The sequence below is a fragment of the Bordetella genomosp. 9 genome, from assembly GCF_002119725.1.
Taxonomy (GTDB): domain Bacteria; phylum Pseudomonadota; class Gammaproteobacteria; order Burkholderiales; family Burkholderiaceae_B; genus Bordetella_C.
Genome location: NZ_CP021109.1, coordinates 3,404,079 through 3,426,057 on the forward strand (window position 1 = coordinate 3,404,079; position 21,979 = coordinate 3,426,057).

Sequence of the window (21,979 nt, forward strand, 5' to 3'; positions counted from 1 at the left end):
GAACCGGCGCGCCCCCCGCCCGATACAATCCCTGCTTTGCGCCGGCAACGGCGCGCGCGAGTTTCGATCGGGTTTGATGGAAAAGAACGACTTGTCCGGGCACACGCCCATGATGCAGCAATACCTGCGGCTGAAAGCCGAAGCGGGCCCATTGCTGCTGTTCTATCGCATGGGCGACTTCTATGAAATGTTCTATGAAGACGCCGAGCGCGGTGCGCGCCTGCTGAATCTGACGCTGACCAAGCGCGGCGCGTCCAATGGCAGTCCCATCCCCATGGCGGGCGTGCCGGTCCATGCGATGGAGCAATACCTGGCCAAGCTGGTGGCGCTGGGCGAATCGGTCGCGATATGCGAACAGATTGGGGATCCGGCGGCGTCGAAGGGGCCGGTCGAGCGCCGCATCGTACGCATCGTCACGCCCGGCACGCTCACCGACGACGCCTTGCTGCCCGCCAAAGCCGACCGCTGCCTGGCCGCGGTGTTTCCTGGCGGCGGGCGTGCGCCGCGCGCCGGCCTGGCGTGGCTGAACCTGGCCAGCGGCGAATTCCATGTGGCCGAATGCGCGCCTGCGCAGATCGAATCCGAACTGCACCGCATCGCCCCCGCTGAAGTGGTGTGCCCCGAAGGCGCGGATCTGCATATCGGGTTCGATGGCGCCTATGCACGCGTTCCGGATTGGCATTTCGAAAGCGATGGCGCCCGCGCGCACCTGCTCGCGCATTTCCGCACCGATTCCCTGGCCGGCTTCGACGTCGAAGACATGCCCGCCGGCATCCGCGCGGCCGGCGCGCTGCTGCGCTATGCCGCGCGCACGCAGTCCCAGGCTTTGTCCCACGTCCAGGGCATCCAGGTGGAACGGCCCGGCCAGTACGTGCTGATGGATCCCGTCACGCGGCGCAACCTGGAGTTGACGCAGACGCTGAGCGGCGAAGAATCGCCCACGCTGTTTTCCGTCATGGACCACTGCCGCACGCCCATGGGCAGCCGGCTGCTGCGCCGCTGGCTGCATCATCCCCTGCGCGACAATGGCGTTGCCATGCAACGGCAGCAGGCCATTTCGGCCTTGCTCGCCGCGCGCCTGGACACGCCCGCCGGACTTGCCGCCGCCTTGCCGCTGGACCGGCTGCGCGAAACCCTGAACCGCTTCCCCGACATCGAACGCATCGCCGCCCGCGTGGCGCTGCGCTCGGCCCGGCCGCGGGAACTGGCCAGCCTGCGCGACGCGCTGGCTGACCTGCCGGCGTTGTGCGAGCAGGTGCGCGCCCTGTCTTCAGAGGGCCGTTTCGCGGCCCTGGCGCAAAGCCTGTCGCTGGACGGCGCGGTGCACGCACTTCTGGCGGGCGCCATCGCGCCGGAGCCGGCGGCGGCTATCCGCGACGGCGGCGTCATTGCAACCGGCTTCGATGCCGAACTTGACGAGCTCCGCGCACTGGCCACCGATGGCGGGGATTTCCTGATCCAACTGGAGGCGCGCGAGCGAGAACGCAGCGGCATTCCGAACCTGCGTGTCGAGTTCAATCGCGTGCACGGGTTCTATATCGAGGTCAGCAAGGGGCAGGCGGACAAGGTTCCCGAGGACTACCGCCGGCGCCAGACCCTGAAGAATGCCGAACGCTACATCACGCCCGAACTGAAAGCCTGGGAGGACCGCGTCCTGTCGGCCCAGGACCGGTCGCTGGCGCGCGAAAAATGGCTGTACGAACAGGTGCTGGAGCAACTTGGGGGCCACGTCCGCGCCTTGTCCGATTGCGCCGCGGCCCTGGCCGAACTCGATACGCTCGCCACGCTGGCCGAACACGCCCGCCGTCACGACTGGGTGGCGCCCGAACTGGCGGATGAGGCCGAAATCGATATCGAAGCCGGGCGCCATCCCGTCGTCGAACGCGCCATCGAACGCTTCACCCCGAATGGCTGCCGGCTCGACGCCACGCGCCGGATGCTGCTGATCACCGGCCCCAACATGGGCGGCAAATCGACCTACATGCGGCAGGTCGCCTTGATCGCGCTGCTGGCCCGCATGGGCAGCTTCGTGCCGGCCGCGAGTGCGCGCATCGGACGGCTGGACCGGATTTTCACGCGGATCGGCGCCGCCGATGATCTGGCGGGGGGCCGCTCCACCTTCATGATGGAAATGACCGAGGCCGCGGCCATCCTGGCCGCCAGCACGCCGTCCAGCCTGGTGCTGATGGATGAAATCGGGCGCGGCACATCGACCTACGACGGGCTTGCCCTGGCCTGGGCCATCGCACTGCGCCTGCTGACCCACAATCGCGCGCTGACGCTGTTCGCCACCCATTATTTCGAGATCACGCGCCTGCCGGCCGAACAGCCGACCGCGGCCAACGTACACCTGGCGGCGGCGGAATCCGCGGGCGGCATCGTTTTCCTCCACGAAGTCCGCGACGGCCCCGCCAGCCGCAGCTACGGTATCCAGGTGGCCCAGCGCGCCGGCATTCCCGCCGCCGTCATCCGCCAGGCATCGCGCGAGCTGGAACGGCTCGAGGCCCAGGGCGCCCCCACGCCGCAACTTGGGCTGTTCAGCGCCGCTGCGCAGGCCGACGCCCAATCCGCGGCACTGGCCGCGGCCGCCGAGGAAAGCGAATCGCTGCTGGCGGTGCGCGACGCGCTGGCCAACGTCGATCCCGACAGCCTTACGCCCCGCGAGGCGCTGGAAACGCTTTATCGCCTGAAGGCTCAGCTGCAATGACCGTCCCGCATCCCGACCAGCCGCTCGCCCTGCTTGGCGGCCTTACACCCGCGCAATTCATGAAGCGCTGGTGGCAACGCAAACCGCTGCTGATCCGGCAGGCCATTCCGGGTTTCAAACCCCCGATAGGGGTCACGGAACTGAAGCGGATGGCACGCCGGGACGACGTGGCATCCCGCCTGATCTGGCGCGAGAACGGTCAATGGCAAATGGAGCATGGGCCGTTCGCGCGCTTGCCCAAGGCGGCCGAACCGGACTGGACGCTGCTCGTGCAAAGCGTCGACCTGCACAGCGATGCGGCGACCGAACTGATGCATCGCTTCCGCTTCGTTCCCGACGCCCGGCTGGACGACGTGATGGTGAGCATCGCGACGGATGGCGGCGGCGTCGGACCGCACTTCGACAGCTACGACGTATTCCTTCTGCAGGCAGTGGGGCGGCGCGAATGGCGCATCGGCCGTCAGCGCGACCTGAGCCTGCAGCCGGACCTGCCGTTGAAAATTCTGCGCCGCTTCGAACCGGAGGAAACCTACATTCTCGAACCGGGCGACATGCTCTACCTGCCGCCCCAGGTCGCGCATGACGGGATCGCGCAGGGCGACTGCATGACGATCTCCATCGGCTTTCGCGCGCCGGACCAGGCCACGCTGGCGCGAGGCATGCTCGAAGCCGCGGCCGAACAGGTGCTTGCGCGCGCGGGCCTGCCCAGCGGCCCATACGGGGAGCCCGCACTGCCCGGCCCGCGCCTGGATGCGCGTTACCGCGACCCCGGTCAGGCGGCCACCACGCATCCCGCCGAACTTCCCGACGGTCTGATCGGCGCCGCGTTGCAGGCGGTCGGCCGCATCAGGTTCGACGAGACGCTGGCGCATCGTTTCCTGGGATGCTGGCTGACCGAACCGGGAGCGCAGGCCGTATTCGATCCCACACCGGCGGACGGCCCGGATCTACAGGCACGATGGCCCGATACCGGCTTGCTGAAGCTGGACCGCCGCACCCGCATGCTTTACCGCGGCCGGCAATTGTTCATCAACGGGGAAACGGCGCCAGTCCCTGCATCGGCCGTGCTCCGCCGGCTGGCCGACGACCGCTATCTGGCCTGCGATGCCAGAACGGGCCTCAGCCTGAACGACGCCGAGCGCGATTGCCTGACGCAATGGCTGGACGATGGGTGGCTGCACTACATCCCCTGAACCCCCCAGTCCGCGGTGGAGCAGGGAAAACCCGGCTTGAAAAGCCTATAAAGTTTCTAGACAGCACAATTCCGGCGGGTTTCTCCCTGATCGACACATTAGGACAAACCCTATACATCCCCGCAATGCATGTTTCGTTTACGACTCTGAAGCTTTAATTTCCATACTCCATCCTTCGGGTATCTCCTGTAGCCTGAATTCGTCATCCCGGCTAAAGCGCCTGCGCGGGCAGGCTTCCGGGCCGCTTCGATGCCATCACAAAGGAGATTTCGAATGATGAGCAAAACGCTGATTCTGGCTTCCGTGCTGGCCGTCGCCCTGACGGCTTGCAACAAGAACGACGACAACGCCGCGCCCGCCGGTTCGAGCGCGCCCTCCTCCACCGCTCCGTCCACCACGGCGCCCAGCACCACCACGCCTCCGGCCGGCGGCGGCACCACCGCCCCGGGCGGCGCGACCGGCGGCAGCACGTCGGGCGGTTCGCAGTAAACTTCGCAAAGCCGGCCCGACCTCAGTTGGCCGGCGCGGGAAACAAGAAGGGAACGCCATGGCGTTCCCTTCTTGTTTTGGCCTGCCGGGGGCATCTCCCCCCTCGGCGCTTACTGCGTTGCCGACATCTTGTCGGCCAGCACGCTCAGCAGACGCTGGGCGGTGGGGCTGTTGTCAGGCTTGCCGTTCGGATCCTGCACGGTGACCTGGGTCGCATCACCCTGGCCGACCACGTGGATCCGGTATTGCGGCGCCTGGCTGGGCCGGGCGGTGCCGAAGAGGCGGCTGAAGAACCCGGGCTCATCGCGCTGCAGGCCGGTGTCCGTATCCAGGTAGCGGACATAGAAGTCGCCGGCCGAGCGGTCGCGGTCGTCTACGGTGAAGCCGCCCGAATCCAGGGCCACGCTGACGCGGCGCCAGGCGCGGTCGAAGGGCTCTTGCACGCGCAGGCGCGCGCCATCGGTTTGAATATCGCGCGTGACGGCGGGGGCCGGCACGGCTTCCGCCTTCGCCACCATGGTCTTGGCCTGATCCACGCTGGTGCCCAGGAACACCATCAGACGCGCCAGCATGGCGGCGTTCAGACCGGGATCCTCGGGGCCAGGCTGCCACTGCAGGTTGCCGGAATCGCGGGGACCGACGTTCTTTTCCACCATGTGCTGGTGATTGATATAGATTTCGGTGTGCCCGTTGACGCGCTCGAGGCGGGTGCGGAATTTTTCGCGCTCGCCGCTATCGTAGGCCTGTTCCAGGATCATCCCGAGAGCCTGGCGCAGCCAGCTTTCGGGGATCTTGGCGCGGTTTTCCGCCCAATCGGTTTCGATCAGACCGGCCGTGGGATTGTTGGTCTGGATCGTGAAGCCGTTGCTGGTCCAGAAGTCCACCACCTTGCCGAAAATCTGCTCCGGCGGCATATCGACCACCAGCCAGCGGATGTTGCCGTCGCGCTCGACGCGCATGTCGGCACGCTGCGGCAGCACGCCACTGTTCGCGGGCTGCGCCGACGCCAGCGCCTGCTGCTGGCCAGCCGCCTGATACTGCGAGAACGTGGTAGTGCCGCCGGGAGGCGCCTTGTAGCGCGGATCGTTGGCGGCCTGGGTCAAATCCGGGGGAATACTGAGCGGCTGGGCCTGCTGGCTGACCGCGCTTTTGTAGTCGATCGGCTCTTCCTTGCCGAGCATTTGATTGATGTCGCTGCAACCGGCCAGCATGACCAGGGTAAGCAATGCCGTGAAAGCGGCATGGCGCTTGTTCATACGAATCCTCATTGAATGCTTTTAGAGCACGCCCGCGTCGCGCAATGCGGCTTCCACCGTGCCGTGGTACTGCGAGCCCAGTTCCACCAGCGGGAGCCGATAGCCGAGCGGCATGCGTCCCATCCGGGCCAGGGCCCACTTGACGGGAATCGGGTTGGCCTCGACGAAAAGGGCCTTGTTGAGACGCGCAACACGCGCGTTGAGTTCACGCACCTTGGCGACGTCCATGGCAAGCGCGGCCGCGCACAGTTCGTGCATGAGACGCGGCGCCACATTGGCCGTGACAGAGATATTGCCGCGGCCGCCCAACAGCATCAGCGCGGCTGCGGTGGGGTCGTCCCCGCTGAATATTTGGAAACCGGCTGGCGCCTCGCGCAGCAGAAGCGCTGCGCGGCCGATGTCGCCCGTCGCTTCCTTGATGCCGATGATCCCCGGCACCTCCGCCAGCCGCAGCACGGTCTCGTTTGACATGTCCGCCACCGTGCGCCCGGGCACGTTGTACAGGAGCGTGGGCAGGTCGACGGCTTCGGCGATGCGCCGGAAATGCCGGTACAGGCCCTCTTGCGACGGCTTGTTGTAGTAAGGGACCACGGACAGGCCGGCCTGGGCGCCCACCTCGCGGGCATGCCGCGCCAGATGAATGGCCTCTTCCGTCGAATTGGCGCCCACACCCGCGATGACCGGTATCCGCCCCGCCGCGTGCTCGACGGCGACCCGTATGAGCTCCGCATGCTCGTCCATGGAAACGGTGGGCGACTCGCCGGTGGTGCCGACCACGACGAGCGCGTCGGTGCCTTCGGCCACATGCCAGTCGATCAGGCTGCGGTAGGACGCGTAGTCCAGCGTCCCGTCCGGATGCATGGGGGTGACCAGGGCCACCATGCTGCCCTGAAAAGTAACGCCAGCGGCGGATGCCGAGGATGCCATATCGGTTGGGCTCCAGCGCCCGCCGGGATGCCGGCGGGAACGCGAATCTGTAAATCCCGCGAGTTTACCGGATAGCGCGGGAAAACCTATAGGAACCAGCCCACAATGGTGCTTCCGAGGGCAAAAATGGGCCGCAGGAAGACCCACAGCGCGCCGCTGAACAGGAGCAGCAGCACGATCAGCATGCCGTAGGGCTCGATGCGCGAGTATTGCGCGGCCATCCGGTAGGGCAGCAGGCTGTACAGCATGCGCCCCCCGTCCAGCGGCAGCAGAGGCAGGAGATTCAGGGCCATCAGCACCAGATTGATCTGCACGCCCGCCGCGGCCATGTCGAACCAGAAGCCGTCCGCCCCGCCGCTCTGGTAAATCAGCTTCAGCACGATGCCCCACAGGATCGCCATGACCAGGTTCGAGCCGGGGCCGGCCGCCGCCACCCACAACATATCCTGCTTGGGCCGCCGCAGCCTGCTGAAATCGACCGGAACCGGCTTGGCCCAGCCGAACAGGATGCCGGGGCTGCCGAGCAGCTTGGATGCCAGCAGAATGACCAGCGGCACCAGCAGCGTACCCACCGGGTCGATATGGCTGACCGGGTTCAGGCTGACCCGCCCCATCTGGTAGGCAGTGGGATCGCCGAACATGCGCGCGACGTAGCCATGCGCGGCCTCGTGCAGCGTGATGGCGAATATGACGGGGATCGCGTAGAGCGCGATCGACTGGATGATGTCGTCCATGAATCAGGCGATTCCAAGCTGGGAAGGATCGCCACGCCCGACCCGGATAACCTGCGCTTCGTCGCCGGTCAGGTCGATGACGGTGGTGGGCTCCTTGGGACAGGCGCCGCTATCGATCACCGCTGCCAGCTCGTGCTCGTAGCGTTCCCGGATTTCCTCGGCGTCGTTCAAGGCATCGCTTTCTCCGGCCGGAATCAGCGTGGTCGAAAGCAGCGGCTCACCGAACTGCTCGAGCAGCCCCAGCGTGACAGGATGGTCCGGCACGCGCAGCCCGATCGTCTTGCGGGAAGGATGGGACACGCGGCGCGGGACCTCTCGGGTCGCTTCCAGGATGAAGGTAAAGGGCCCCGGCGTCGCCGCTTTCAACATGCGGTATTGGCGATTGTCCACCCGCGCAAAGTGGCCGAGCTCGGCCAGATCGCGGCAGATCAGCGTCAGGTGATGCCGGTCGTTCAGCCCGCGCAGGCGGCGCAGCTTGTCGGACGCTGCCTTGTCGTCCAGACGCGCAATGACGGCGTAGCTGGAATCGGTGGGCACCGCAGCCAGACCGCCGTCGCGGAGCAACTGCGCGGCCTGCTTCAGAAGCCGGGGTTGCGGATTTGCGGGATGTACGGTGAAAAATTGCGCCATGCGGCTATCCTAACATCTTGCAAGAATGCATCAGCCGCCCCGCGGCGGGAAGGAGAATCTCATGCGCATGGACGATTCGCGTGAAAGCGAAAATGTGGAAGACCGCCGTGGCGGAGGTGGCTTGCGGGTAGGCGGCGGCGGCCTGAGCATCGGCGCCATCATCCTCGCCCTGGTCGCCATGTATTTCGGGGTCGACCCGCGCGTGGTGCTGCAGTTGATGCAGGAGCCGGCGCAGACCCAGCAGACCGCCGCGCCGCCCCCCGCCAACGATCCGGAGGCGCGGTTCGTCGCCAAGGTGCTGGGCGAGACCGAGGACACCTGGCGGACCATATTCCAGCAGCACGCCAACCGCGCCTACGTTCCGCCCAAACTGGTGCTGTACACCGGCGCGACGCCCACCGCCTGCGGCACCGGGCGCGCAGCGATGGGGCCCTTCTACTGCCCCGCGGACAGCAAGGTCTATCTGGATCTGGGCTTCTTCGAGGAAATGCGGCGCCGTTTCCAGGCCCCCGGAGATTTCGCACAAGCCTATGTCATCGCGCATGAAGTCGGCCACCACGTCCAGCACCTGCTCGGCGTGTCCGATCGCGTGTCCGCCTTGCAGCGCGAAGAACCGCGCCAGGCCAACGCGCTGTCCGTCCGCCTGGAATTGCAGGCGGACTGTTTTGCCGGGCTGTGGGCCAAGCACGCCGATAGCGCCCGCCACATTCTGGAAGCCGGCGACGTGGAAGAAGCGCTGAATGCCGCCAGCGCCATCGGCGACGACCGTTTGCAGAAGCAGAGCCAGGGCTATGTGGTGCCGGACGCCTTCACGCACGGCACGTCGGCGCAGCGCGTGCGGTGGTTCAAGCGCGGCCTTCAGGGCGGCGACCCGCGGCAGTGCGATACCTTCAGCGCGACGAATCTCTGACCCGCGCCGCACCTTCCACGACGGCCCTACAAAAGCTGGAACCCCGACCCGCCGCGATAGGCCAGGAAGGCGCGCACTGTGCCCAGCACGTGCGGCATCATGGGCGGCAGGTCGCCGGCGGGGTCGATCCAGCGCAGCGCCGGCGCCTCGCCCGGATTGCCTTGCGGATGGCCGTCGAAGTCGCGGGTGTGCAGCAGCAGCGCCTGGTAGTGGCAGATGTCGCCGTTGGGCAACGTCACGGTCTCGACGGCAGGGTCCGAGGCATGGCCGAACGGATGCAGCGTATGCACGATCAGCCCCGTCTCCTCCAGGACCTCGCGCCGGGCAGCTTGCAGCGCCGACTCGCCGACCTCGATATGGCCGCCGGGCAACCCCCACATCCCCGTGAAATCGGCCCGGGCATGCATAAGGATCGCGCCATCCGGCCGTTCCACCACCACGCGCACACAAGGACATAGCAAGGGACCTGGGCCGGCCAGCGCGCGCAGGCGTCCCAAAGAGGACCGCGCGAAATCCGTCATTGGGAAGCCGGCCGCGCCCCGCACATCGCGTCGACGATTTCCCGGCCGTGCGCAACGGCCGCGTGCACGGCCTCGGCGGGACTGTAGACAAAGCCGCCATCCATGAATCGGGGAATGGGATATTCATCGCCATCCTCCGGTTGCAGCGAAGCCGGAGCCACCCGAACCACCGCGCGGAAGATCGGCGTCCCCCCTTCCGGGGGCTGGGGCACGTCGCGCGCCACCATGGCAGTCAACCGGTAACCCTTGTAGATGTCGTTGTTTCGATGCACGCGTGCTTCCCCCTTTCCGAGAATGAGCGGTCGATGGCGAGCATAGCCGCCGGTCATGACAAGACGCGGAATATTTTGTAACCAGCGGATGGTGCAAAGTTAACCCGGGTTTTCCCGCTGGGACGCTAGCCAGGTACAGGGTTTGCTCGATCGTGGATCCCATACCACGCTGCCGTATCGCCAGCGGCCGCAGACGGAGACCGATCATGCTGACCCAGGAACAACTTCGATTGCTGAAACAGATTCACGCAGGGGACCAGGGCGTCGATGACACCCAGGCGCAAACCTTATTGGAGCGCGGCTTGATCGCGCGGCAGGGCCAGCGCTTCGGCGTCACGCCGCAGGGCGAGAAGGCGCTGGGGGTGCGCGAAGGCTTCGGCGACGCGATCGTGGACGCCGTGCTGCCCGGAGAAGGCGCCCACCAGGCGGAAGAGAAACATTGAAGGCGGACGCGGAAGGCCGCTGTTCCGGCGGCCTCAGGCAGCGCCAGGACGTTCAGGATTTCAGGGCGGCCGCGATCGCATCGCGCATGGCTTCGAAGCCGGCCACGTATTGCTGGCTTTCCGAACGGGCCAGCAGGCCCGCATAATTCTGCTCGAGACGGGTTTCCACGGCCTCGCGCAAGCCGGGCGTTCCCCGGGCGATGTGCAGCATGCAGGTCAACGCGGCGGTCAGGGCGCTGATCTGACCGCCCTGGTGTGCGATGGTCTGCGCCACCAGTGCGAGCTTTTCGTCGGTATCCATGGCATTTTCCTCCTTGCGGATGGGGTATCGCGTCAACAGGGCGGGGATGCTAGCACGGGCCGGGCGGCACGCCGGCCCACGTGTATGCAACGCGCAGCCGGCCACACCGGCCTGCCATCACACCGAAGTCTATGAGAAAGTCCGTCAAGTATGTCGTGATCCCGGTGGTCGTCGTCGCGATCCTCGCGGCGCTCGCCATGCACGTGGCGGCGCGCGTGGTCGTCGCGCGGATCCAGGATCTGCTCGGCGACCAGGGCCACGCCGCGCGCATCGACGTGGGGTGGTCGCAGATCGTGCTGGAGAACGTGGAGATCGGCGCGCCGCCGGACTGGCCGGCGCGGCAGACCTTGCGGGCCGCGCGCGCCACGCTGGAGCCGGACTGGCGCGCCTTGCTGTCCGACCGTATTTCGATACGCCGCGTCGTCATCAGCGATTACTACTTGTCGGTGCTGCGCGCGCCCGGCGGCCGCCTGGAGATACTGCCCACCCTGCGGGAACGCGCCCGCCAGCGCGCCGACGAGCAGGCGCAGAAGAATGGCGGACAGCGCGGCGAGGACAAACCCAAGCGCGAGACTGACGTCGGCCAGCTGGTGCTGGAAAGCGGACGGCTGGACTTTTTCGACGGCCAGGTCGCCAAGAAACCCTACCGCGTGCCCTTCGAGAACGTCCATGCGGAGATCGGCCCGCTGCACGCGCCGGCGAACAACGCGCAGACGAAGGTAAACATGAAGGGCGAGATCGTGGGCAAGAAGCGGCGCGGCACGGCGCAGGTCACGGGCTGGCTCGCCATGCCGAGCCGCGACGCCGACGTCCGTACGACCCTGGCGGGCGCCGATGTGTCACTGCTCGCCCCTTATCTGCAGCGGCATTCCCCTTCCGTCCTGACAGGCGGCCAGATGGACCTGGACATGACGACGCGCGTGCAGAACCAGCAGTTGGACGCCCACGGCAAGGTAAGGCTGCGCGATACGGAGTTCAGCAACAACCTGGGCTCCATTCCGCGCAAGGCCGTGATCGCCGCCCTGGAAAACCGCAAGGGCGAAGTCACGTTCGATTTCACCCTGCAGGGCAGCCTGAAGGATCCCAAGTTCTCGCTGACGGACGATATGTCGACGCGCATTGTCGGCGGCTTCGCGAAAGCCATTGGCGTCAGTGTCGAAGGCGTGGCCGAGGGCGTCGGTTCCGCCGTCAAAGGCCTGGGGGGCGCCCTCGGAGAACTGATCGGGAAGTGAAGCGGGGCAGCCGTCAACTGGGGCCGTCCATATCGCACGACGCGGCCGGCGCGACCGTCACCGCGCTACGGATGGGCACAGGGTTTGCGGGGGAAAGCGCATCATTGAAGGAATCCGCGCATGACTACCCTACGCAGACACGGCGGCACCTCGACCCGCCCTACTTCGTTCTTCTCCGGCAAACCAGGACGTTCCAAGCCTTCCGGCAAGCCGCCGCGAAACGGCGCCGGTTTCCGCAGCACTTTCGATCACTTCGCCAGCAAAGTGACACAGTGGACCGGCTCCCCGTTCGCGTTCGGCCTCGCGACGGGGGCCGTCCTCGTCTGGCTCATCTGCGGCCCGGTTTTTCATTATTCGGAGACCTGGCAACTGGTCATCAATACCGGCACGACCATCGTCACCTTTTTGATGGTGTTCCTGATCCAGCAGAGCCAGAACAAGGACAGCCACGCCCTGCATCTGAAGCTCGACGAATTGCTGTGCGCGCTGGAAGATGCGGACAGCAGTCTGGTGGATATCGAGGATATGGACGAGGAAGAGATCAAGCAGGTCGCCAAGCGCTACCAGGACCTGGCAGAGCGCGCGCGCTCTGCCAGCCAGGAAAAGGCGCGACGCCGCGGGCCGGAGCGGGCGGCGTCCGGCGAGGACGCGCGCTGATGCGCCGGCGCTGCTGCCCCGGCGCCCCCGCTGCGTTCATGCAACCCAGCCCGCATCCGGGGTGGACGGGCGGGGCGTCGGGATGACATTCTCGCCTTCGGCATCCGGCCGCCCGGGAGGGACCGGCGCGCTAGGCGGCGGCGGCTTGCCCGGACCGGGCGATGAAGGCGGCGGCGGAATATCGGGGTTCTCGGGCAAACCGGGCTGAGTGGGTTCGACAGGTGCCATGCGGGACATCCTCCTGTGCCTCACCATGAGGCATCGCCGCTCGTTCGCAAACGCTATGCCGTACGAGGGCATCCTTGCGCAAAGCCCGGTCTGGACGGATTGCGCGAATCACGCGCCATTTCGTTCGTCGATGTACTTCATGGCTTTCGCGCGTGCCGCCTCGCGCGCGGCCGCGCCATCCAGGTAGACATATTGGGAACGTTTGCAAACGAACGTCGCGGTACCGGGCCGTCCGTCCACGCCCAAGGGCGCCACGGCGATCGTCGTCAGATAAACGCCGGTATCCGACTCCGCCTGCACTTGTGCGATCTCGATGGAGACGGCGTGACCACGGTATTCAAAAGCATCGGTGTCTGGCATGGCCCGGCGATGGATACAAGGTGCGGACAAACGTGGACATGGCGCGGCCGGACAGGCCGGGCCCGAAGATCCGCGCCCCAGCTCGCAAGCCGGCGCCCATCATAAAAGCTGCCCGGATATAGGACAATCTGGTGTCCCATCCGTCCGGAACCGCCATGTCGCCGCGCGACCTTCTCCTTGCATTCGTCGTCATTCTCGTCTGGGGTGTGAATTTCGTCGTCATCAAGATCGGGTTGCATGGCATACCGCCCATGCTGCTCGGTGCGCTGCGCTTTATGCTTGCCGCCGTGCCGGCGGTGTTTTTCGTGAAGCGTCCGGCCATCGCGACGCGCTGGCTTATCGCCTACGGCGCCACCATCTCATTGGGCCAGTTCGCCTTCCTGTTCTACGCGATGGCCGTCGGCATGCCGGCCGGGCTGGCCTCCGTCGTGCTGCAAGCGCAAGCCTTTTTCACGGTGGGACTCAGCGCGCTGTTTTTGCACGAACGCTTTCGCGCTCACAACGCCGCGGGACTGATCGTGGCCGCTTGCGGACTCGCGCTGATCGGCGAACAAGGCGGCGACGCCATGACGCTGGCGGGTTTTTGCCTGACGCTGTGCGCTGCGCTGATGTGGGCCCTGGGCAATATCGTCACCAAAAAGGCGGGCAAGGCCGACATGCTCGGCCTGGTGGTCTGGGGCAGCCTGGTTCCGCCGCTCCCCTTTTTGGCCTTCTCCTGGTTTTTCGAGGGACCGGACCGCATTCATGCGGCCTTCACGTCCATCGGCGCCTCGTCCGTCTTCGCGGTGTTGTACCTGTCGTTCGGCGCAACACTGGTGGGCTATGGCCTGTGGGCCAGGCTGATGTCGCGTTATCCCGCCGCGCAGGTTGCGCCCTTCTCTTTATTGGTTCCCGTTCTTGGCCTGGCATCGGCGGCCCTGCTGCTCGATGAAGTGCTGACGCTGCCGCAGATTACGGGCGCCGCGCTGGTCATGGCGGGGCTGTTGATCAATGCCTTCGGCGCGCGATGGCGCACGAAGGCGGCCTGACTACGAAGCCGGGCGCCGCCCGTTCGCCGGGCGGCGCTTCCTGGCGCTCAGCCTTCTTCGGGGATCGGAGGCGTCGGGTTCGCCGCGAGCGGCGCCGGATTCACGCTGGACGGAGAACGCCGGTGACGACGCGGCTCCGGCGCGGGCCGCAAAAGCGGCGCCTCTTCGCTTTGCGCGGCATCCGGCAGCGCGGGGGCGACGGGTTTCGCATTCGCCCGGGACACGGTCCACGACCTGCCTCGGGGTGCCGGGACCGGCGCCGGCCCATTTTCCTCCTGCGCCTGCAGGGGCGCCGGCACCGCCGTTGGATCGTTGGCGCGATGGGTTGCTTCGCTGCCAGATGCCGGCGTGGCCGTGCTGCCGGGCGATGGTGTCGCCGGGCCGCTTGGCGACGCCACGGGTTTACGGTCGCTCGCGTGCGTGAGACGGCGTGCGGGGGAGAAAATCCGGCCCAATTGGGTCATTCGGCGCCCGATCCAGCGGATGCTGGCCCGCAGACGGTTCGGCCGGCGCGTGCCGGACTCCGCCCTCGGCTCCGTAGTGGCGCCGTACGGATGCTGGGGCGCGAACGCTTCCGGAATCGCGTCTGGCGGCGACCCTTGGTTGGAAAGCGTCCTGCTCAGGCTGCCCGGGATCGCGGCGAACGTGGCGGTCCGATCGCGTCCGGGATGAGACTGTTCGCCGGCAAGGTGTTCCTGCAGCTCGCTGGCGAAGGTGCGTGACAGTTCGGCGGCGTCCAGCGGAGCAAAGCCCCGCCCGTCCGGTCCACCCGCAATCGCGTCGGCGCTACGCGCCACCAGGCAATTGCGCACCGCAACCAGATCGCGAAAGAACGCCGGCGCGTGTTCGACATCCGAAGGTACACCGACCTGGGTGGCTTGCGGCCGCAGCATCTCGGCCTTCAAACGGACAACGGCGCTTTCCTGCATAGGCGGCGTCCCGGCGCCGCCCTGCATATCCGTTTCCAGCGCGACCGCTGGGACCGAGCCGCGCGCCGCAAGATCCCGAAGTTCGGCCAGCAACTGCCGGCCGATCGGCGTTCGTTCGATTCGCTGCAATAGGTGGCCGATTTGTTGGCGGTGCGCCTGCGCGCCCGTCGTGACGAGGGCGGACAGGCGTCCATCGAATTCGTCCAGACCGGGGCGCGGCGGGATCTCGGGCGGGACGGGGGAAAGCGGCGTCAGGGGCCGGGCTTCCTGACTGATGATTGGCATGATTTCTCCTCCTTGTCAGAGGGCAACGAGCCCTCGGACGGATTCGTGGAGCAATCAGGCGCTACGTTCCGATATTGCTGTAGGAGTTGGACGATCCGTTCCGTGTTGGCGTTCGCAATGGTCTCCAGAGGATGGGAACCGGTGCGAGACCGTGTCCCCGCAGGGACGTTGGGAAACGCTTCAATAGCGCCGTCACCGGCAACGCGGGAAATCGTCATGGATGCCTCCTTCAGGCCTGTAGGAAAAATCGCAAGGCTGAGTTCAAGGCGGCAAGCAAAGCGTTCCAGCGCGTGCGGTATCGCGCCCTGGAAATCGTCCTTATCCCGCGGCTCTCTCGTTACGGGATCATTTGGGTGGCGTCGGCCCACGCTATATGGCGATTCGAAATGGATTCCGGAAAGCGGGGCAGCGGGCGGTGAAAACAAAAAAGGCGCTTCGGATTTTCCGCAAGCGCCTGATTCGCAATGAGTTTAATGGGGTGGCTGATGGGACTCGAACCCACGACAACCGGAATCACAATCCGGGACTCTACCAACTGAGCTACAGCCACCGCAGCAAAGAAGCGAGATTCTAACAGGTTCGGCGCCGGAGTTTCAAGCCGGGCCGGCATGGCGGCCGGCTGCCTTGGTATTCTCCCGGCTTGGCGGATCCCGGACGGGGCCGGCCAAGCCTCTGCAACTCGCCCGGCTAATGCATACCTAAAACCATGCGCGAACTGCACCAGCTTTTGCAAGACTATTGGCCTCACATCATCTTCACGGTGAGCCTGGTGGCCGGGGCCGGCGCCGCCGTCCATGCCGCCATGACCAAGCAGGATGTGCGCGCCGCCATCGGCTGGGTCGGCGTGACGCTGTTCTCGCCGCTGTTCGGCGCGGCCGCCTATTTCGTGGCGGGCGTCAACCGCATCCGCATTACGCGGGTGTCGCAGTTGCGTGACGAGGCCATGGTGGCCTACGCGCGCGAGACCTGGGCCCCGCATCCGGACGTCGTCCCGCTGTCCGGGCCGCAGTTCGCGTCGATGAAGGTCCTTGCCGACAAGATCAGCCATTTCCAATTGCTGGGCGGCAACGCGGTGCACCCCCTGGATGGCGGCGACGAAGCCTATCCCGCCATGCTGCAGGCCATCCGGCAGGCGCGCTACACCGTGGCGCTGCAGACCTATATCTTCGACAACGACCCGATCGGGCGCGAGGTGGCGCAGGCGCTGATCGAGGCGCACCAGCGCGGCGTGCAGGTGCGCGTGCTGATCGACGCCGTGGGATCGCACTATTCACGGCCCCCGATCGTGCGGATGCTGAAGAAAGGCGGGGTGCCGACGGCGCGCTTCATGACCAACCCCCTGGGCGTTCTGCGCATGCCATACGCCAACCTGCGCAGCCACCGCAAGATCCTGGTGGTGGATGGCCGGATCGGGTTTTCCGGCGGCATGAACATCCGCGCCGCTTTCGTCAGCGCGCTGGCCCGCGAGGAGACCAATCGGGATACGCACTTCCGCTACGAGGGCCCCGTCGTGACGCAGCTGCTCTCGGTGTTCGCGCACGATTGGGACTTCACCACGGGCGAATCGCTGGCGGGCAGCCTGTGGTTCAACCATGCCAACGGCGTGCCGGCGGGCAATGCCGCGGTCCGCTGCGTACCTTCGGGGCCCGATCGATCCATCGGCAGCACGCACAACATGCTGCTCGGCGCCTTGGCGGTGGCGCAGCACCATGTGCGCATCCAGTCGCCCTACTTCCTGCCGGACCAGACTTTGATCGGCGCGCTGGCGACGGCGGCCCGGCGCGGGGTACGCGTGGACATCGTCATTCCCGGGCGCAACAACCTGCGCCTGGTCGACTACGCGATGACGGCGCAGCTGGACCAGGTGATCCGCTGCGGTTGCCGGGTCTGGCGCACCACAGGCATGTTCGACCATTCGAAACTGATGACGGTGGATGACGCGTGGTCGTACGCCGGCTCGTCCAACCTGGATCCGCGCAGCCTGCGCCTGAATTTCGAGCTGGACACCGAGATCTACGATCGGGCGACGGCCAGGTGGATCGGGGAACGCATCGACGCCGCCATAGCGTCGGCCACGCCGCAGACCCTGGAGACGCTGCACGCCATGCCTTTTCTGAAGCGGCTGCGCAACAAGATCATCTGGCTGGCCACGCCTTACCTGTAGCGCCGTCGGGACCCCGAAGACGACGCGCATTCAGTAAAGACCCGGCGCGCCCCGGTACCGCGATCCGATGCCTGCTCCTTGTTGCACCGCAATGGCGCAACATCGCGCCCGCCTGCACCATCACGCGGCAGCCCGGCAGCCCCCACCCTGCCGGCCGGCCCGGCGAAATGCGCCCCGGCGTCTTCGACCGGGCCTTGAAAACCCGGTAAAACCGCCGCTTCGCCCAAAGTACCGGTAGCGCCCGGGAAATTGGCATACCTATTGCTTTGATGAAAGTGCGGGCCATGGGCGGCTCGCGAGCCGCGCAGGCGGCGATTGGAACAACGACGTTCCGCACGCACGGGAAACCGCCGGGCGCGCGGGACGTTTTTTTTTGCCTGGAGCGACCGAATGAAGCGCAACGCACGTCCGCAGCATCCGATACCCCCCGCGACGGCGGAACCGGCCAACCGCGAGCGGCGCCGCCTGATCGGCATGGCTGCCCGCGGCGCGGCCGGGGCGGCCATGCTGGCCGCGCTGGATCCCGGCGTGCGCGCGGGCGCCTGGGCCGCAGGCTCCGACGCGCCGGAAAAGACCGAAGTGAAGATCGGCTTCATCCCGCTGACCGACTGTTCTTCCATCGTCATGGCGTCGGTACTGGGCCTGGACAAGAAGCACGGCGTGAAGATCGTTCCATCCAAGGAGGCATCCTGGGCCGGCGTGCGCGACAAGCTGGTGAACGGAGAACTGGACCTTGCGCACGTGCTGTACGGCCTGGTCTACGGCGTGCACCTGGGCATAGGCGGGCCGAAGAAGGACATGGCGGTGCTCATGGGCCTGAACCAGAACGGCCAGGCCATATCGCTTTCGCAGCAGTTGAAGGAAGCAGGCGTCACGGACGGCCCTTCGCTGGCGCGGATCATGCGGACGCAGAAGCGCGATTACACCTTTGCACAGACCTTTCCCACCGGCACGCACGCCATGTGGCTGTACTACTGGCTGGCGGCGCATGGCGTACATCCGCTGCGCGATGCGAAAGCGATAACGGTGCCGCCGCCGCAGATGGTCGCCAACATGCGCATCGGCAACATGGACGGCTTCTGCGTCGGCGAGCCCTGGAACGCCCGCACCATCATGGACAAGGTCGGCTTCACCGCGGCAACCACGCAGGATATCTGGGCCGACCATCCGGAGAAAGTGCTGGGCGCCACGGCCGACTTCGTAGCGCGGTATCCCAACACGGCGCGCGCGGTGACCGCGGCCGTGCTGGAAGCCGGCCGGTGGATCGACGCCTCGCCCGAAAACCGCCGCAAGACCGCCGAAACGGTGGCCGCCAAGTCCTACATCAACACCGACGTGAACGTCATCGCCGGCCGGATGCTCGGCACGTATGACAACGGCCTGGGCAAGACCTGGGATGATGCGCACGCCATGCGCTTCTTCAACGACGGGGCAGTGAATTTTCCCTATTTGAGCGACGGCATGTGGTTTCTGACCCAGCACAAGCGATGGGGACTGTTGCCCGATCATCCGGACTACCTGGCCGTGGCAAGACAGGTGAATCGCATCGACGTCTACAAGCAGGCAGCCGCGGCGCTGGGCGTATCGCTGCCGGCTGGCGAGATGCGTTCCGCGACGCTGATGGACGGCAAGGTCTGGGACGGCAGCCATCCCGCCGCCTACGCGGACGGCTTCGACGTGAAGGTTTGAGGAGGCCGCCATGCAAAGACCTATTTCCCCTGCCGCGCCGGCTATCCCTGCTGCGCGTCCAGGGCGCCTCGATGGCGCCGTGCAGTCCGTGTTGCGGCTGCTGGCCGGGCCCGCCGCCGGTCTCGCGGTTCTGGTGCTGGTCTGGCAGACCGTGTCCCTGCTCGCTCCCGCAATCCCGACGCCCGGGCGCACCTGGGAAGCAGCCGTCGCGCTGTTCGCGCACCCTTTCTACGACAACGGTCCCAACGACCAGGGCATAGGCTGGAATGTCCTGGCCTCGCTCGCTCGCGTGGCGTCCGGCTTCGGCCTGGCCGCGCTGGCGGGTATCCCGCTGGGCTTCGCCATTGGACGGTCGCGCGGCCTGAACGCCATGCTGTCGCCGTTGATCAGCCTGTTGCGCCCGGTGTCGCCGCTGGCCTGGCTGCCACTGGGCCTGCTGCTGTTCAAGGCCGCCAACCCGGCGGCGGTGTGGACGATCTTCATCTGCTCGATCTGGCCGATGATCCTGAACACGGCCGCCGGCGTGGCGCGCGTCCCGCAGGACTACCTGAATGTGGCCCGGGTATTGGATCTGTCCGGATGGAAGGTGCTGACCAAGGTCCTGCTGCCGGCGGCGCTTCCGCACGTCCTGACCGGCGTGCGTCTGTCCATCGGCACGGCATGGCTGGTCATCGTCGCTGCCGAAATGCTGACGGGCGGCACGGGTATCGGCTTCTGGCTGTGGGACGAATGGAACAACCTGAAGGTCGAGCACATCGTGATCGCGATCTTCGTCATCGGCGTGGTCGGCCTGCTGCTGGACGTGCTGCTGATGCAGCTGGCGCGGCGCTTTGCCTACGAGGAGTGAGCCATGGACAAATTCGTACGCATCGAAGGCGTGGGGCAGGTGTTCCAGACACGCAAGGGCCCGTACGTCGCGCTGCGCGACATCGACCTGACGGTGGCGCAGGGAGAATTCATCGCACTGATCGGCCATTCCGGCTGCGGCAAATCCACACTGCTCAACCTGGTCGCGGGGCTGACCAGGCCGACGTCCGGCGTGCTGCTTTGCGCGGAAAAGGAGATCGCGGGACCGGGGCCCGAACGGGCGGTCGTCTTCCAGAACCACTCGCTGCTGCCCTGGCTGACCTGCCTGCAGAACGTTCATCTGGCCGTCGAACGCGTCTTCGGCGGCCGCGAAACGCGCGCACAGCTTGCGCGGCGGGCCCACGCCGCGCTGGAGCTGGTCGGGCTGGCGCACGCCGGGTCCCGCCTGCCGCGCGAAATTTCCGGCGGCATGAAGCAGCGCGTCGGCATCGCGCGGGCCCTTGCCATGGAGCCCAAGGTGCTTCTGATGGACGAGCCGTTCGGCGCGCTCGATGCCCTGACGCGCGCCCACCTGCAGGACGAACTGCTGAAGATCGTCGCGCAGACGCGCACCACCGCCATGATGGTCACGCATGATGTCGATGAGGCCGTGCTGCTGTCCGATCGCATCGTCATGCTGACCAACGGGCCTGCCGCGACCATAGGGCAGGTGCTCGACGTGCCTTTGCCGAGGCCCCGCGACCGTCTGTCGCTGGCCAACGACGCCCGCTATCTGGCATGCCGGGCGGCGGTCATCGATTTCCTGCATCGCCGCTACGCCCAGCCGGCGCAGCAGGAATCGCATTCGCAAAAGGCCGCCGTGGCGCCATCTCCGGCGGCGGCAATGCCGCCGGACAAGCCGGCAATGCGAACGCCGCTGCGGCCGCAGACGCCTCACGCCGCCGATCGCGCCTCGGCGCGCGGCGCGGCCTGATTACCGCCGCCGGAGACCGATATGGATAAACCCAGACTGGTGATCGTGGGCAACGGCATGGCCGCCACGCGGACGCTCGAAGAACTGCTGACCCTCGATCCCGATCTGTACGACATCTCCGTGATCGGCGCGGAGCCCTGCCCTGCCTACAACCGCATCCTGCTGTCGCCGGTCCTGAGCGGCGAACAGAGCCTGCGCGACATCGTGCTTTGCGACGAGGACTGGTATGCGCGGCGCGGCATCAGGCTGTTGCTGGGCCGCACCGTCACGCGCATCGACCGCGCGCGCCGGCGTGTGCTTGCCGACGACGGTACGCAGCTGCCCTACGACCGGCTGCTGCTGGCCGTCGGCTCGCGTCCGGTCGTCCTTCCGGTTCCAGGCAAGGATCTCGATGGCGTGGTCACCTTCCGCGACATCCAGGACGTGAACCGCATGATCGCGGCGGCCGCGACGCATCGGCGCGCCGTTGTGATCGGCGGCGGCCTGCTGGGGCTGGAAGCCGCCAACGGCCTGGCGGCGCGGGGAATGGCGGTTTCCGTGGCCCACCTGGCCGAGACGCTGCTGGACCGCCAGCTCGATGCGGGCGCTGCCGGCCTGCTCCGGCGCAACCTTGAATCCCGCGGGCTGACATTCCTGATGGCCCGGCAGACCGCCGCCATCGTGGGCGACGATGCGGGCCGCGTGCGCGCGGTCCGCTTCGCCGACGGCAGCGAGGTCGCGGCCGATCTGGTAGTCATGGCGGTCGGCATCCGGCCCAACGCCGCGCTGGCCGAGGACGCCGGGCTGTACGTGGACCGCGGCATCGTCGTCAGCGACACCATGCAGACCTACGATCCGTGCATTTACGCGGTGGGCGAATGCGTCCGCCACCGGGGCGTGGCCTACGGCCTGGTGGCGCCGATTTTCGAGCAGGCGCGCGTCGCCGCCAATCATCTGGCACGGCACGGCATCGGCCGCTACGCGGGCAGCATCGCGGCGACCCGGCTGAAGGTCACCGGCATCGAACTGTTTTCGGCCGGCGACTTCGCCGGCGCGCCCGGCACGCAGAGCATCACCCTGAGCGACACGCCGGGAAATGTCTACCGGAAGCTGGTGGTCAAGGACGACAAGCTGGTCGGCGCCTGCCTGTACGGCGATACCGCGGACGGCGCCTGGTATCTGCGTCTGATCCAGGAAGCCAGGCCGGTGGCGGACATTCGCGACCGGCTCATCCTGGGCCAGGCCGGCAACGCGGAGGCCTGATC

At 66.8% G+C, this 21,979-nt stretch carries 21 protein-coding genes, 1 tRNA gene and 1 pseudogene; 13 read left to right on the forward strand and 10 right to left on the reverse strand.

The window, feature by feature from the left end; translation table 11 throughout:
• The first annotated feature begins 76 nt into the window (after nt 1-76).
• The 3 genes from mutS (at nt 77) to CAL13_RS15620 (ending at nt 4,389) form a co-directional block, all read left to right on the forward strand.
• On the forward strand, nt 77-2,707 hold the full coding sequence (mutS, locus tag CAL13_RS15610; protein WP_420042400.1) for a DNA mismatch repair protein MutS: 2,631 nt from the start codon (nt 77-79) through the stop codon (nt 2,705-2,707).
• Nucleotides 2,704-3,900, forward strand: a complete 1,197-nt coding sequence (locus CAL13_RS15615; RefSeq protein WP_086072877.1) for a ribosomal protein uL16 3-hydroxylase — start codon at nt 2,704-2,706, stop codon at nt 3,898-3,900. Before mutS ends, CAL13_RS15615 begins: the two co-directional genes overlap by 4 nt.
• Before the next feature lie 273 nt (nt 3,901-4,173).
• A complete protein-coding gene (locus tag CAL13_RS15620; RefSeq protein WP_086058208.1) occupies nt 4,174-4,389 on the forward strand; it encodes a hypothetical protein in 216 nt (71 codons plus the stop codon).
• A gap of 110 nt (nt 4,390-4,499) precedes the next feature.
• On the opposite strand, the gene bamC is transcribed toward CAL13_RS15620, so the two are convergent.
• From bamC to CAL13_RS15640, 4 genes are all read right to left on the reverse strand, one after another.
• Nucleotides 4,500-5,645, reverse strand: a complete 1,146-nt coding sequence (gene bamC / locus CAL13_RS15625) for an outer membrane protein assembly factor BamC (protein ID WP_086058210.1) — start codon at nt 5,643-5,645, stop codon at nt 4,500-4,502.
• A gap of 21 nt (nt 5,646-5,666) precedes the next feature.
• The gene (gene dapA, locus CAL13_RS15630; RefSeq protein ID WP_086058211.1) at nt 5,667-6,572 is read right to left on the reverse strand and encodes a 4-hydroxy-tetrahydrodipicolinate synthase; all 906 of its coding nucleotides are present in this window, start codon (nt 6,570-6,572) and stop codon (nt 5,667-5,669) included.
• An 86-nt stretch (nt 6,573-6,658) separates the two neighbouring features.
• Nucleotides 6,659-7,306 (reverse strand): site-2 protease family protein, encoded by a 648-nt coding sequence (locus CAL13_RS15635; RefSeq protein WP_086072878.1) that lies wholly within the window; start codon nt 7,304-7,306, stop codon nt 6,659-6,661.
• Nucleotides 7,307-7,309: 3 nt separating this feature from the next.
• Entirely contained in the window at nt 7,310-7,936 is a 627-nt protein-coding gene (locus CAL13_RS15640; protein ID WP_086072879.1) for an L-threonylcarbamoyladenylate synthase, read from the reverse strand.
• 61 nt (nt 7,937-7,997) lie between these two features.
• Here CAL13_RS15640 and ypfJ point away from each other — a divergent pair, with 61 nt between their 5' ends.
• On the forward strand, nt 7,998-8,846 hold the full coding sequence (ypfJ, locus tag CAL13_RS15645) for a KPN_02809 family neutral zinc metallopeptidase (RefSeq protein ID WP_198297657.1): 849 nt from the start codon (nt 7,998-8,000) through the stop codon (nt 8,844-8,846).
• Between the two features lie 26 nt (nt 8,847-8,872).
• On the opposite strand, the gene CAL13_RS15650 is transcribed toward ypfJ, so the two are convergent.
• Nucleotides 8,873-9,367, reverse strand: a complete 495-nt coding sequence (locus tag CAL13_RS15650) for an NUDIX domain-containing protein (protein WP_086059523.1) — start codon at nt 9,365-9,367, stop codon at nt 8,873-8,875.
• Nucleotides 9,364-9,639: a hypothetical protein gene (locus tag CAL13_RS15655; protein ID WP_086072880.1), complete on the reverse strand. Its 276-nt coding sequence runs from the start codon at nt 9,637-9,639 to the stop codon at nt 9,364-9,366. The genes CAL13_RS15650 and CAL13_RS15655 overlap by 4 nt, the downstream gene beginning before the upstream one ends.
• Nucleotides 9,640-9,845: 206 nt before the next feature.
• Between CAL13_RS15655 and CAL13_RS15660 the strand changes: the two genes are divergently transcribed.
• Nucleotides 9,846-10,082 (forward strand): hypothetical protein, encoded by a 237-nt coding sequence (locus CAL13_RS15660; RefSeq protein ID WP_086058214.1) that lies wholly within the window; start codon nt 9,846-9,848, stop codon nt 10,080-10,082.
• Nucleotides 10,083-10,134: 52 nt separating this feature from the next.
• Here CAL13_RS15660 and CAL13_RS15665 read toward each other — a convergent pair whose 3' ends face one another.
• Nucleotides 10,135-10,383, reverse strand: a complete 249-nt coding sequence (locus CAL13_RS15665; protein WP_086059525.1) for a hypothetical protein — start codon at nt 10,381-10,383, stop codon at nt 10,135-10,137.
• A gap of 131 nt (nt 10,384-10,514) precedes the next feature.
• On the opposite strand from CAL13_RS15665, the gene CAL13_RS15670 reads away from it, so the two are divergent.
• Both CAL13_RS15670 and CAL13_RS15675 read left to right on the forward strand, forming a co-directional pair.
• The gene (locus CAL13_RS15670) at nt 10,515-11,615 is read left to right on the forward strand and encodes a DUF748 domain-containing protein (protein WP_086072881.1); all 1,101 of its coding nucleotides are present in this window, start codon (nt 10,515-10,517) and stop codon (nt 11,613-11,615) included.
• Nucleotides 11,616-11,735: 120 nt separating this feature from the next.
• The gene (locus tag CAL13_RS15675; protein WP_086072882.1) at nt 11,736-12,272 is read left to right on the forward strand and encodes a low affinity iron permease family protein; all 537 of its coding nucleotides are present in this window, start codon (nt 11,736-11,738) and stop codon (nt 12,270-12,272) included.
• Nucleotides 12,273-12,608: 336 nt separating this feature from the next.
• Here CAL13_RS15675 and CAL13_RS15680 read toward each other — a convergent pair whose 3' ends face one another.
• Nucleotides 12,609-12,860, reverse strand: a complete 252-nt coding sequence (locus CAL13_RS15680) for a hypothetical protein (protein WP_086072883.1) — start codon at nt 12,858-12,860, stop codon at nt 12,609-12,611.
• A 155-nt stretch (nt 12,861-13,015) separates the two neighbouring features.
• Here CAL13_RS15680 and CAL13_RS15685 point away from each other — a divergent pair, with 155 nt between their 5' ends.
• Complete coding sequence (locus CAL13_RS15685) at nt 13,016-13,888, forward strand: EamA family transporter (RefSeq protein ID WP_086072884.1); 873 nt, start codon at nt 13,016-13,018, stop codon at nt 13,886-13,888.
• Between the two features lie 47 nt (nt 13,889-13,935).
• Here CAL13_RS15685 and CAL13_RS15690 read toward each other — a convergent pair whose 3' ends face one another.
• Together CAL13_RS15690 and CAL13_RS15695 are read right to left on the reverse strand one after the other, a co-directional pair.
• Nucleotides 13,936-15,102: a hypothetical protein gene (locus CAL13_RS15690; RefSeq protein ID WP_086072885.1), complete on the reverse strand. Its 1,167-nt coding sequence runs from the start codon at nt 15,100-15,102 to the stop codon at nt 13,936-13,938.
• A 474-nt stretch (nt 15,103-15,576) separates the two neighbouring features.
• Nucleotides 15,577-15,652 (reverse strand) — tRNA-His (locus tag CAL13_RS15695).
• Nucleotides 15,653-15,808: 156 nt separating this feature from the next.
• Here CAL13_RS15695 and CAL13_RS15700 point away from each other — a divergent pair.
• The 5 genes and pseudogenes from CAL13_RS15700 to CAL13_RS15720 form a co-directional block, all read left to right on the forward strand.
• Nucleotides 15,809-17,266: a phospholipase D-like domain-containing protein gene (locus CAL13_RS15700; RefSeq protein WP_086058222.1), complete on the forward strand. Its 1,458-nt coding sequence runs from the start codon at nt 15,809-15,811 to the stop codon at nt 17,264-17,266.
• 390 nt (nt 17,267-17,656) lie between these two features.
• On the forward strand, nt 17,657-18,955 hold the full coding sequence (locus CAL13_RS15705) for a CmpA/NrtA family ABC transporter substrate-binding protein (protein ID WP_086072886.1): 1,299 nt from the start codon (nt 17,657-17,659) through the stop codon (nt 18,953-18,955).
• A gap of 10 nt (nt 18,956-18,965) precedes the next feature.
• Complete coding sequence (gene ntrB / locus CAL13_RS15710; protein ID WP_086058224.1) at nt 18,966-19,802, forward strand: nitrate ABC transporter permease; 837 nt, start codon at nt 18,966-18,968, stop codon at nt 19,800-19,802.
• Between the two features lie 3 nt (nt 19,803-19,805).
• Nucleotides 19,806-20,735: an ABC transporter ATP-binding protein gene (locus CAL13_RS15715; protein ID WP_086072887.1), complete on the forward strand. Its 930-nt coding sequence runs from the start codon at nt 19,806-19,808 to the stop codon at nt 20,733-20,735.
• A gap of 21 nt (nt 20,736-20,756) precedes the next feature.
• A pseudogene (locus CAL13_RS15720) lies at nt 20,757-21,956 on the forward strand (NAD(P)/FAD-dependent oxidoreductase); the annotation flags it as partial.
• Nucleotides 21,957-21,979: the final 23 nt, after the last annotated feature.